This is a genomic window from Janthinobacterium sp. EB271-G4-7A, from assembly GCF_020858075.1.
Lineage (GTDB): Bacteria > Pseudomonadota > Gammaproteobacteria > Burkholderiales > Burkholderiaceae_D > Janthinobacterium > Janthinobacterium lividum.
The window spans coordinates 110016-121664 of record NZ_JACYMI010000002.1 but is presented as its reverse complement, the minus strand read 5'-3'; the positions used below and the strand labels follow the sequence as shown (position 1 = coordinate 121664).

Here is an 11649-nt window from a genome sequence, read left to right as displayed (position 1 = left end):
CTTATGGCAAGGGTAGAACGATCCTGAAATCGGTGTATCCAGGCCGGCTTTCGCACTCGATCACGCCCAGGTGCTGTTGCACGAAGGTTTGCGCCAAGGTCAGTCCCAACCCGCTGCCGCCTTCCCTGCCCGACACCAGCGGGTAGAAAATCCGGTCGCGGATCTGGGGTGCGATGCCCGGTCCATTGTCAATGATATGCAAGTCTAATGCCAGGCCGTAACGGACCTTGGCCAAGGTCACCTGGCGCGCCACGCGCGTCTTGAAAATCAGCTCCGCATCGCCCGCCTCGATGCGCTCGGCCAGGGCTTGCGCCGCGTTGTGCGCGATGTTGAGCACGGTTTGTATCAATTGTTCCTTGTCGCCGCGAAACTCGGGGATCGAGGCATCGTAATCGCGCGAAATAGTCAAGCCACTGGGAAATTCGGCCAGGATCAGGCTGCGCACGCGCTCGCACACTTCGTGGATATTCACGTCGCCCACGATATGCGGGCGGCGGTGCGGCGCCAGCAGGCGGTCGACCAGGGTTTGCAGGCGGTCCGCTTCCTTGATGATGACTTGCGTGTATTCGCGCAGCTCGCTCAGGTGCAGGGCCGGCAATTCCAGCTCCAGCAGCTGGGCCGCGCCGCGGATGCCGCCCAGCGGGTTCTTGATTTCATGCGCCAGGTTGCGGATCAGCTCCTTGTTGACCTGGCTCTGGTCGAGGATGCGCTCCTCGCGGTCGAGCTTTAGCTGCTGCACGTTTTCGCGCAGCTCGATCAGCACGCCGTCGCGCGGCGCGTCGAGCGCGCTGATGATGCTGTGCACACGCAGCGGTTCGCGCCCCAGGCGTTCCAGGCTCAGGTCCTGCCGCAAGTCGGAAAATTTATGTTCGAGCGCCTGCGCGCAAATACCGGACAGCTCGTCGGGATTGAGGAACAGCGCCGTCAGCTTTTGCCGCGACAGGGCTTTCAATGAGCTTTCCAGCAGGTTTTCCGCCGCCGCGTTGGCATAGCTGATGCGGCCGTCGCCGTCGAGCAGGATCACGGCTGAAGCGAGCAAATCAAGGCCGGCCAGGTGGGCGGGACGGCTGGAATGGTTGTCTGGTGTCATGTGCTTTACCGAATATTCGCGATCTCGCGTTTCAGGGCCTCGACGTTCTGCTGTGTTCGGCTAATGTTGTCCTTCAATTGCGCCACCCGTTCCTGGTATTTCGCATAGTTGCGCTCATTGCCCTGACGCTCGGGCTGGCCGGCGTTGAACTCCAGGCGCTGTGCCGCCAATTTCAGCTCTTCGCTGCGCAATTCGTCCTGCAGGATCTGGCGCCGGTCCAGGTCGCGCGCGCGCTGCTCGGCGCCATCGACCTTGGGAAACGCGCCGGCGGCAGGCGCCGCCGTGGCCGCCGCCTGCATGGCGGGCCGGGCAGGCGCGCCGGCCAGCGGCGCCGTCTTGCGTGGCGGCTCCGTCATGGCGCCCGGTAAATCGAGCAACTGGCAATGCGCGCCAGCCCGCTTGTCCGTGTACGTCTTGTGTCCTTGCGCATCGGCGCACACATACAGCTGCCCGTGCGCCTGTGCCGCCGCGCCCAGCAATCCTGCCATCAGCGCCATTCTGTAATGCTTGGTCAATCTTCACTCCTGTCGGCACATGCCGCATCGTTCCTGGGCCGACTATACAACACCGCACGATCACCGCCTTGGCGTACTGCATAAAAAAACGCGGGCAAGACCATCGCCTCACCCGCGTTTTTTATTCACTACCGGCACATTGCCGGCATGGCGCCATTACAGCGAGTAGTACATGTCGAACTCGGCAGGATGCGTGGTCATGCGCATGCGCTGTACGTCCTGCATTTTCAGTTCCAGGTAAGCGTCGATCATCGAATCGCTGAACACGCCGCCACGGGTCAGGAACTCACGGTCCTTGTCCAGTGCGTCCAGAGCTTCTTCCAGCGAAGCGCACACGGTCGGGATCAGTGCGTCTTCTTCCGGCGGCAGATGGTACAGATCTTTCGAGGCGGCTTCGCCCGGATGGATCTTGTTGGCAACGCCGTCCAGGCCGGCCATCAGCAGTGCGGCGAAGCACAGGTACGGGTTCGCCAGTGGATCCGGGAAGCGCGCTTCGACGCGGCGGCCTTTTGGATTGGCCACGTGCGGGATGCGGATCGAGGCGGAACGGTTTTTCGCCGAATACGCCAGTTTCACTGGGGCTTCGTAGCCTGGTACCAGACGCTTGTACGAGTTGGTGCCCGGGTTGGTGATCGCGTTCAGTGCCTTGGCGTGCTTGATGATGCCGCCGATGTAGTACAGGGCGAAATCGGACAGGCCGGCATAGCCGTCGCCAGCGAACAGGTTTTTGCCATCTTTCCATACGGATTGATGCACGTGCATGCCCGAACCGTTGTCGCCAACGATAGGTTTCGGCATGAAGGTGGCGGTCTTGCCATAGCTGTGCGCCACGTTCCACACCACGTATTTCAGGTTTTGCGTCCAGTCGGCGCGCTCGACCAGGGTCGAGAACTTGGTGCCGATTTCATTCTGGCCGGCGCCGGCCACTTCGTGATGATGTACCTCAACCGGGATGCCCAAGGACTCAAGGATCAGGCACATTTCCGAACGCATGTCCTGGAAGCTGTCCACTGGTGGCACGGGGAAGTAGCCGCCCTTGACGGTAGGACGGTGGCCGCTGTTGCCGCCTTCGATGTCCTTGCCGGTCGACCACGAACCTTCGTCCGAACCGATCTTGACGAAGCAGCCCGACATGTCGATCTTCCAGCGCACGCTGTCGAAGATGAAGAATTCCGGCTCAGGGCCGAAGTAGGCGGTGTCGCCCATGCCCGACGATTTCAGGTAGGCTTCGGCGCGTTTCGCGATCGAGCGCGGGTCGCGGTCATAGCCCTTGCCGTCCGACGGTTCGATCACGTCGCACTGCATGAACAGGGTCGTTTCTTCCATGAACGGATCGATATTGGCCGTGTTTGGATCCGGCAGCAAGATCATGTCGGACGCTTCAATGCCTTTCCAGCCAGCGATCGAAGAACCGTCAAAGGCGTGGCCCGACTCGAATTTGTCCATGTCGAAGTGCGACACGGGAACCGTCACGTGCTGCTCTTTACCACGGGTATCGGCAAAGCGGAAATCAACGAATTTGACTTCGTTTTCTTCTACCATCTTCAAGACTTCTGCGGCTGTCATTGCCATGCGTATCTCCTAAATGAATGTGGGGTGAGCCGACCTTAGTGCGTCTGGGCTGATGAAGCGAAGCAAACATTGCGTGCCACCAAAACTCATAAGGATCATAGCAGATTCCATGCCAGCTCCAGGAGCCCCCTGGTGCCGGCAACAAAATTACTGCCATCCCAGTGAAAGTTTCATGCCCGCGATTTTCCTGCTGCGTTTGCGTCAAATCAAGAATGCACTATGCAAGTGCAAAAAACGAATAACGCACCATTATCGTGCATTTTGTGCGGATTTCTGGAAAATGCCTCGTTGTGGTGCAAAGACTGTGCACCATGGTTTCCCGTTTGCGGGGCGCGGACAGCGCACTATAATCGTACACACCTGCCCACTTTCATCGAGGACGCCATGACTACCGCCGCCGACATCCTGACCACCGCCCGCAGCCGGGCCAATGAAGGCACGCCGTATGCCGGCGCCGTCACGCCGCAGGAGGCGTACGACCTGCTGCAAGGCGATGCCGCCGCCAAGCTCATCGATGTACGCACGAATGCCGAGCGCGACTGGGTCGGCCGGGTCGACATCGCCGATACCCAGCATGGTGCGGTGCAGTGGGCCACCTACCCGGGCGGCGTGCCGAATCCCGACTTCCTCGCACAACTGGCGGCCCAGGCCGGCAAGGATGAGGTGCTGCTGTTCCTGTGCCGCTCCGGCGTGCGTTCGCGCCATGCCGCCAAGCTGGCGACCGAGCACGGCTACATGAACTGCTTCGACATCCTCGAAGGCTTCGAGGGCGACAAGGACGCCGACGGCCACCGCAAACAGATCGGCGGCTGGTGCAAGGCGGGCCTGCCGTGGCTGGGCGCCTGACACTGGCAGCCGAACTATCTGAACAGTGTTTGATCTGGCGGGCCACCATGCGGTCCGCCATCGGCTACAACCATCCATGCGCGCCGATTTTTCAAGAGCGGCGCCGATTCTCCTTGCGAACATGTACCTTATATAGTACAACGTAGAGGTGCGTCATGGATGCTTCCGGCTTGCGGCAGATTACCCTGCTGTTCTATGCGAACGGCAATGGCGGCGAACCCGTGCGCGACTGGCTCAAATCCTTACCCATCGAAGAGCGTCATGTGATCGGGCAAGACTTGATGCATGCGCAATGGCGCTGGCCCGTGGGCATGCCCCTGTGCCGCCACTTGGGGCACGGTGTGTCGGAAGTGCGCAGCAGCTTGCCCGGCAACCGCATCGCGCGCGTGCTGATCTGCCATCACGGCGATTGCCTGGTGGCGCTGCACGGCTTTATCAAGAAAACCCGCGCCACGCCGGACAACGACCTGGCGCTGGCCCGCAAACGCCACAAGGAATTGACATGAACGCCACCGCTCCCCACCTCGGCAGCAGTCTCGACGACTTCCTCAAGGAAGAAGGCATCTTTGAGCAAACGCAAACCCGTGCTATCAAGGAAGTGATCGCCTGGCAACTGACGCAGGCCATGCAGGAACAATCGCTGTCGAAGACGCGCATGGCGGCACTGCTGCAGACGAGCCGTTCGCAACTCGACCGCCTGCTCGACCCCAGCAGCGACGTGACGCTCTCCACCCTGGAGCGGGCCGCCGCGCTGGTCGGGCGCAAGCTGTCGATCACCCTCGTTTAAGCGGGTTCAACGTTCAGGCCGGCTCGCCCGTTTCCAGCGCCGGATGTTCGCCCATCAGGGTCAAGATGCGCTTGCGCACGAAATTGATGTGGCTACGCAAGCCATACAAACCATCGGCAAACGACAGGGGAATCGAGATCTGGTTGACCATTTCCTCGATCTGGTCCAACCGTTGCAATTGCGCCGCATAGACTTGCGCGCGCTGCTCTTGCGGCACGTCTTCCAGCGCCTGCTCGACCGTGCGCAGCTGGCCGTACCAGCGGTACACGCGCGAGCGGATGCGCCACACGTACAGGGGCGGCACCACGCGCGACAGGGGCAATATCAAGGCGCCGAGCGCCACCACCAGCACCCACATGCGGTCAAAGAAATTGGCCAGCCAGAAACTCATGTAGCGCTGCAACACGGGCGCGCCATCCTTGTAGAATTTCAGCGCTTCCGGTGCCACGGGAATTTCCGTGTAGCGCGCGGATGGGAACTGCCCCTGCTGCTGGAACCAGCCGGTGCCGCCATGGATGCCGGCCGCCGCCTGCACGAACAGGTCGACCAGGGCAGGATGCAAGTCTTCGCGCGCGACCAAAGTGGCGGTCGGCGCGATCAGGTGATAATCCTGCGCGGGAATGTTCTGCCCCAGGTCGACGATGCCGCGCGGCAAGACGACATGGGTGAGGAAAGGCAGGCGCCGCGTATACGCTTCCGCTTGCGAAAAATCAAACAGCTTGATGCCCGGCGTTTGCAACAGCATCTGGATCAACGGCGCTTCCGGGGCCGAGCTGAACACGAGACCGTCGATGCGCCCTTCCAGCAACTCCACCGTGGCAGGCGTGTTCTGCAAGTCGCTGACGGTCAGCTCCTTGGCTTCGACGCCATTGACAGACAGCAACTGGCGAAACAGGCCGGGCACGCCCGTGCCTTCCGGTCCCAGGTTGATCTTCATGCCCTTCAGTTGCGTCAGCTCCGTCACGGCCTTGTCTTCGCGCATGAACAGCCAGACGGGCTCCGTAAACAGGCTGCCCAGGGAAATCAAGCCATGGCGCTCGGCATCGTCATGTTCCGTCGAGCCGCTTTGCACGAAGGCGATATCGGTCGTGCCGCTATTTAAGCGCTGCAGGTTTTCCTGCGAACCCAGCGACGGCTGCAAGGTCACCTTGATGCCGTGCTTGGCCAAGGTGGCCGCATATTTCTTGCCGAACTCCTCATACGCGCTATTGTCCTGCCCCGTCGACAGGCTCACCTGGCGTGGCGGCGCCGGGTCGACCAGCCAGTAGGCGAGCGCGCAAAACGCGCCGACCAGCAGCAAGGTGGGACCGGCGGTGGCGAGGAAGTCGCGCACGGAAAAGCGGCTGAACGCGAGGATTTTGGACATGTGGTGGCGCATAGGTTTCATGGGTGGCTACGATGCCAAGAAAACCCCAACTATGCAAGGCACTTTCACATGCGCGGCGTGGCCAATTCGGCTACAGTTCTGGATCGACCACCTGCCTATGGAGCCCCGCATGCTGAAAATTCTTGGAAAAGCCGCCTCGATCAATGTCCGCAAAGTCCTGTGGACGTGCGAGGAACTCGACCTGCCGTATGAACGCGAAGACTGGGGCAGCGGCTTTCGCAGCACGAACGACCCCGCTTTCCTGGCCTTGAACCCGAACGCCATGGTGCCCGTGCTGCTCGATGGCGACCTGGTGCTGTGGGAATCAAACACGATTTGCCGCTACCTGTGTGCCCAGGCGGGCCGCGACGACTTGCTGCCGAGTAATCCGCGTGCCCGCGCGGAAGTGGAAAAATGGATGGACTGGCAAATGGGTGATTTGAACAACAGCTGGCGCTACGCCTTCATGTCGCTGGTGCGCCACAGCCCCGCGCACCAGGATGCGGCGCAACTGGCGGCCGGTATTGCCGGCTGGAACAAGATGATGGGCGTGCTGGAACAGCAGTTGCAGCGCACGGGCGCCTTCGTCTGCGGCGAGGCGTTCACCCTGGCCGATATCGTGCTGGGCCTGTCCGTCAAGCGCTGGTTGATGGCGCCGATGCAGCGCCCCGACTATCCGGCCATCGCCGCGTATCACGCGCGCCTGGAAGGTAAAACCGCCGTGTTTGCCGGCTAGTCCAGTTCGATAGCCTCGACCGTGCCGCCGATGACGTAGCAATCGCCATCGCGGCGCACCTCATCCAGGGTCGCCGGGTCATCGTGCGTGTAGGTGCCGTCGATATCGACGCACCAGACGTCGCCGAAACGCAGCAACTTCACGCCGCAGCAGATGCGGTTGATGAAGTTGCCCGGCGTCCTGACCAGCACTTCGCGCACTGCGCCCACCGTGATGGCGACTTTGCGCCAGACATTGCCTTCCAGCCCATGATTTCTTGCGTACACCACGATGCGCACGCTCTGCACGCCCCGGGGTCCATATGCTTGCTCGAATGACACGAGCGCGCCATCGTCAAAGCGGTGATATTGCGCAAAGATCTGCTGTGTTCTTTCCATGGATTCTTTCTCCTCCATAAAAAAACCGGCCCATTCAGGCCGGCTTTTAATTGCAGCAACGATTTAATTCGTGCACTGCTTGGCCACACCTTCGGCCGGCGCGGGCGCCTCGATCAACGGCATCAGGCTCGGCGCCAGCGAGACCAGCAATTGCACCGGCAAGGCACTGGTGAAATCGTAGTTCTTCGATTCCGGCCCCCGCACATACGCCGTCATGCTGCCATAGAAGCGCTCGCCGATATTGAACACAAATGTCGCCGAGCGGTTCACATAGCGCGACTCGATCAGGCGGCCACCGGCGCCGTACACGTCGAAGCGCTGGTCGCCCGTACCCGTCTTGCCGCCCATCGGGATCGGCACGCCGTCGGCGCCGACAAACGCCGTCTTCGCCCGTTTCGCCGTACCGTCCGACACCACTTCGCGGATGGCCTTGGCCACTGCCTTGGCCACGTCCGGCGACAGCACTTGCTCCGCTTCCACCTTGCTGCCACGCTTGACCATGGTGTCGTATGGCGTATTGGCGGCGAAATGCATGGAATCGATGCGCACGCTCGGTTTACGCACGCCATCGTTGATGATGATGCCCATCAACTCGGCCAGTGCGGCGGGACGGTCGGCCGATGCGCCCAGGGTCGTCGCGTACGACGGCACGAGCGAGTCGAACGGATAGCCCATCTTCTTCCACTGGCGGTGGATTTCCAGGAACCCTTCCACTTCCAGCAAGTTGGCGATGCGGCGGTCCTGCGCATGCTTGCGGTGCGTATTGAACAGCCATTTATAGACTTCCTGGCGTTCCTTCTCGCTGGCCGCCACCATCTGCGACAGGGTGGAACCTTCGTGCTGGCGCAGATACGCCACCATCCACAGTTCCAGCGGATGCACATTGGCCAGGTAGCCACGGTCGGCCAGCGACCAGTTTTCCATTGCGTACTGCTGGTACATCTTGGCGACGCGCTCGGGCGGTACTTCGTTTTGCGACGTCAAGTTGGCATTGAGGAAATCGCCAAATTCCGCCACGGTCCCCTTCGGATTCACGGTGCGGAAGATATTGGCCAGGCGCACGGGGGTCGGGCGGATGCTGGCCAACAAAATCTTTTCCTGCTCGTCAACGCTCTTGCCGCGGTATTTCTGATAGAAGCGGTGCAGGAATTCACGCCCTTCCTTGTCGGCAAAACGGCTCAGGTACTGGGCCCGGCGCGGATCATCCGCATCCGCCAGCAGCGAGGCCGAGGAATCGGGACGCGAAAACATGTAATAGCGGGCCACGTCGCGCATCAGGCGCACGAACACCAGGTTGGTCGACTGGCGCAGCGCCTGCTGCAAGGTCATGATGCGGCTGTCGTCGAGCTTGGAGAAGTTGCCGAAATGGTGCAAGCCGCCGCCCGTGAAGAAGCCTTCGCCCGGGTTGCCCGAGTATTTGCGCTCCATGGCGGCCGCCAGCATGGCCGGCAGGTTGCGCGCCTCGCCGAGTGCCAACGGTTTCAGATAGGCAATCGCCCACTGCGACAGCATGTCCTTGGGATCGACGGCGATTTTATTCAGCTCGGCGGCGCCCATGCCACTGTAGCGCTGGTGCAACTGGTCGATGATGTCCAGGTAGGTGACCAGGGTGCGCAGCTTGGCCGTGGAACCGAGGTCCAGCTTGGCGCCTTCGTTGATGTCGAGCGGCTGGTCGTAGTTATCCGTCTGCACGCGCAGCAAGTTGGCTTGCTCGCCCTTTTGCAGCAGGGTAAAGCTGTAGACCACGTTGGCCGGGTCGCCATTGCCCAGCATGCCCTTGCCCGTCAGGCCGGCCGCTTTCGCCACTTCCGGATCGCGCAATTCTCGCAAGACCTTGGTGACGGCGTTTTGCGCCTGCGCGTCGAGCGTGCTGACCACTTTCAGGTCGAGGCGGTCGAGGTTGTACAAGCGCGGGTCGCCCAGCATGCTGGCCAGGTGATTGCGCACGGCATTCGAGGCCTTGCGCGTGACAAACGAGGTCGATGCTTCCGATTGCACGCCGGACGCCGTCGACGGACGCAGCTTCTCGGCGATGGCCGCATTGCGCAGCTGCGGCGAAATCACGCCCGCTTGCGCCAGCAGGCGCAGATGGCTGTTGGTCAATTCTTCCAGGTCGGCGCCGCCGGCCACCAGGTAATGCGATGGACGGCGCTGCGCGATCAAGAGGCTCAGCGCCTGCTTGTAGGCCAGCGCGCTGCCCGGCTGGTCCATATTACCCTTGAGCAAAGTCTTTACTTCGGCAAATGGCCTGCCATACCAGACCCACATGCCGTCGCCAATACCGTTGACTTCGCCAAAACCGCTCTTTGCCGACAGCGGCACGGTATTGAGGTAATTGACGACGATCTTGCGCCGCGCTTCCATGGTATTTTCGCCATCCTGGTACGAGCGCAGGCTGGCCGAAATCATCTGCAGCAACTTGTCCTGCATGGAACTGGTGCGGCCGTCTTCCGAATGCCGGTATTTTTCAATTTGGGTAGCCAGAGTGCTGCCGCCGCCACTGCGATGGCCGCCGAACAGGTTCAGCGCCTTGTCGAGGACGGCCTTGCTCAGGCGGTCCCATTCCACGGCGGGATTGCGCTCGGGCGTGCCCGGGTCGAGCAATTCGCGGTTTTCGATGAACAGCAGGCTTTGCACGAGCGCGGGCGGCGCTTCGGCAAAGCCGTCGAACATGCGCTCGGGATAGCTGGCCGCGAACAGGGGCGCGGCGCGGCAATCGAGGATGGTCAGTCCGGCGCGGTTTTTCTCGTGGTACGTGGCAAAGATGCCCCGGTCGACCAGTTGCACCATTTTCGGCGACATGCGCGCCTGCGCCGTCACTTCATAGTCGCGCGCATTGAGCTTGCTAATAAAATCCGGCAGGCTGGCATAGCCGAGCCGCTCGTCATAGGGGCCGTGCTGCGGATAGCGGATGGCGCCCGCCGGTGCCGGGCCAGGCTCGACCTTGAACGCCAACTGGCGGTCCAGGCGCGTGAAAAACTCCGCCTGCAGGGCCGAGGTGCGCACTTCGCGCATGACGAACCACGCCGCGCCGGCGATCAGCGCCAGCACGATAATGGCAAAGATGGGCCAGATGCGTGAACGGCGCTTCTTCGGCGGGCGCGCCGGCGGCGGCGCCTCGGCGCCCGTGTCGGAGAGTGGATCAGAGGGGGGCCGCTCTTGCGCGGCCAGATTGACGCCTGTGTCTTTCATGGGATGCTGGGGTAAGGTTGGGTTTGGACGGCGCGGGAAATGCGGTAGCGATACCGCTCCGCGCGGGATAAGACCAGGGCCGGCCAGGGCCGGTCACGACAAAGCTTGCTTAACATGATGTCCATACCGGTGAATCAAAAAAACACGCTACTGCACAGGCAGGCAACCCCGCGTTTGACACGCCAGGCTCCTGTTCACCATTCCACCACATCGGCATGGGAACGACTGACGAGCGCACACAAAAATCTTGCTTCATTGAAGATTTTCGCAAAAAAACAACGTCTTGGAATGTACGCTTGCGTACATAGATGCAAGGCGGGCTGAACGCCGGCGAAAAAGCCGCCGGCGCCGGGCTGGCTGCATGTCAGATGGTGGTGTATTCCGCTTGCAAGGTATCGAGCGCGGCGCACATCTGCGCGAAGGCGGCCTCTGCCTGCGCGGGCTCGCCCTTGACGCCCAGTTCGATATGCCGGCGCGTCTGCGCATCGCCCACGCTGGGCAGGCTGAACACCTTAATCAGCGGAAAATCTGTTTCCAGGCGCACCATCAGCGGCGTCAGCAGGGATTCGGCCGTTTCATACACGAGCAAGGCGTGTTCCGCATGCGGCACCTGGTTGAACAGGTGCGCATAATGCGTGTCGAGCACCCATTCGATCATGGGCCAGGACATGACGGGAAAACCCGGCACGAAATAATGTTCGCGTACGGCAAAGCCGGCAATCTTGTTGTACGGATTCGGAATCAGCTCGGCGCCTTCGACAAATTCCGCCATTTTCAGGCGGTGCAGGTTTTCCGGCGAGTTCAAATCGGCCGGCACACCCGCCTCTACGCCCATTTCCGTGATGCGCTGCTGGATATTGACCTTGCCCTGCGGATGCAGCACCAGCGGCAAGCCCAGCGCATCGGCCGCAGCCTGGCGCGTATGGTCATCCGGCGTGGCGCCGATGCCGCCAAAGCTGAAGACGATGTCGCCGCTGGCAAAGCTGCGCTTGAGCAAGGCGACCAGGCGGGCCGGCTCGTCGCCCACGTATTCCGCCCAGCTCAGCTGCAAGCCCCGTGCCTTGAGCATGCTCACTACTTTCGGGAAATGCTGGTCCGTGCGCTTGCCCGACAGGATTTCGTCGCCGATGATGATCAATCCGATAGCCATGAAGCTCCCTCGTAGAAT

11 protein-coding genes are annotated in these 11649 nt (G+C 61.5%); 4 read left to right on the top strand and 7 right to left on the bottom strand.

Features of this window, described 5'->3' with window-relative positions:
• Window position 1 precedes the first annotated feature (1 nt).
• From glnL to glnA, 3 genes are all read right to left on the bottom strand, one after another.
• Window positions 2-1090: a nitrogen regulation protein NR(II) gene (glnL, locus tag IGS58_RS18155; RefSeq protein ID WP_034782484.1), complete on the bottom strand. Its 1089-nt coding sequence runs from the start codon at window positions 1088-1090 to the stop codon at window positions 2-4.
• A gap of 5 nt (window positions 1091-1095) precedes the next feature.
• Window positions 1096-1605 carry a DUF4124 domain-containing protein gene (locus tag IGS58_RS18150; RefSeq protein ID WP_329958009.1) on the bottom strand — a complete coding sequence of 170 codons (510 nt, stop codon included), beginning with the start codon at window positions 1603-1605 and terminating at the stop codon, window positions 1096-1098.
• A 156-nt stretch (window positions 1606-1761) separates the two neighbouring features.
• Window positions 1762-3177 (bottom strand): type I glutamate--ammonia ligase, encoded by a 1416-nt coding sequence (glnA, locus tag IGS58_RS18145; protein ID WP_029496182.1) that lies wholly within the window; start codon window positions 3175-3177, stop codon window positions 1762-1764.
• 384 nt (window positions 3178-3561) lie between these two features.
• Here glnA and IGS58_RS18140 point away from each other — a divergent pair, with 384 nt between their 5' ends.
• The 3 genes from IGS58_RS18140 to IGS58_RS18130 all read left to right on the top strand — a co-directional run bounded on the left by IGS58_RS18140 (window position 3562) and on the right by IGS58_RS18130 (window position 4810).
• Window positions 3562-4023 (top strand): rhodanese-like domain-containing protein, encoded by a 462-nt coding sequence (locus tag IGS58_RS18140; RefSeq protein WP_092611821.1) that lies wholly within the window; start codon window positions 3562-3564, stop codon window positions 4021-4023.
• 155 nt (window positions 4024-4178) lie between these two features.
• Window positions 4179-4529, top strand: a complete 351-nt coding sequence (locus IGS58_RS18135) for a type II toxin-antitoxin system RelE/ParE family toxin (protein WP_230522298.1) — start codon at window positions 4179-4181, stop codon at window positions 4527-4529.
• Window positions 4526-4810, top strand: coding sequence for an XRE family transcriptional regulator (locus tag IGS58_RS18130; protein WP_077400232.1), 285 nt, complete (start codon window positions 4526-4528; stop codon window positions 4808-4810). The genes IGS58_RS18135 and IGS58_RS18130 overlap by 4 nt, the downstream gene beginning before the upstream one ends.
• 13 nt (window positions 4811-4823) lie before the next feature.
• On the opposite strand, the gene IGS58_RS18125 is transcribed toward IGS58_RS18130, so the two are convergent.
• Window positions 4824-6176: a TAXI family TRAP transporter solute-binding subunit gene (locus IGS58_RS18125; RefSeq protein ID WP_230522297.1), complete on the bottom strand. Its 1353-nt coding sequence runs from the start codon at window positions 6174-6176 to the stop codon at window positions 4824-4826.
• A gap of 130 nt (window positions 6177-6306) precedes the next feature.
• Here IGS58_RS18125 and IGS58_RS18120 point away from each other — a divergent pair, with 130 nt between their 5' ends.
• Window positions 6307-6912 (top strand): glutathione S-transferase family protein, encoded by a 606-nt coding sequence (locus IGS58_RS18120; protein WP_230522296.1) that lies wholly within the window; start codon window positions 6307-6309, stop codon window positions 6910-6912.
• Here IGS58_RS18120 and IGS58_RS18115 read toward each other — a convergent pair.
• From IGS58_RS18115 to IGS58_RS18105, 3 genes are all read right to left on the bottom strand, one after another.
• Complete coding sequence (locus IGS58_RS18115) at window positions 6909-7289, bottom strand: hypothetical protein (protein ID WP_230522295.1); 381 nt, start codon at window positions 7287-7289, stop codon at window positions 6909-6911. The two genes, IGS58_RS18120 and IGS58_RS18115, sit on opposite strands and share 4 nt — an antisense overlap.
• Window positions 7290-7352: 63 nt before the next feature.
• Window positions 7353-10481 carry a transglycosylase domain-containing protein gene (locus IGS58_RS18110; RefSeq protein WP_230522294.1) on the bottom strand — a complete coding sequence of 1043 codons (3129 nt, stop codon included), beginning with the start codon at window positions 10479-10481 and terminating at the stop codon, window positions 7353-7355.
• A 364-nt stretch (window positions 10482-10845) separates the two neighbouring features.
• Window positions 10846-11631: a competence/damage-inducible protein A gene (locus tag IGS58_RS18105; RefSeq protein WP_230522293.1), complete on the bottom strand. Its 786-nt coding sequence runs from the start codon at window positions 11629-11631 to the stop codon at window positions 10846-10848.
• Between the last annotated feature and the right edge of the window lie 18 nt (window positions 11632-11649).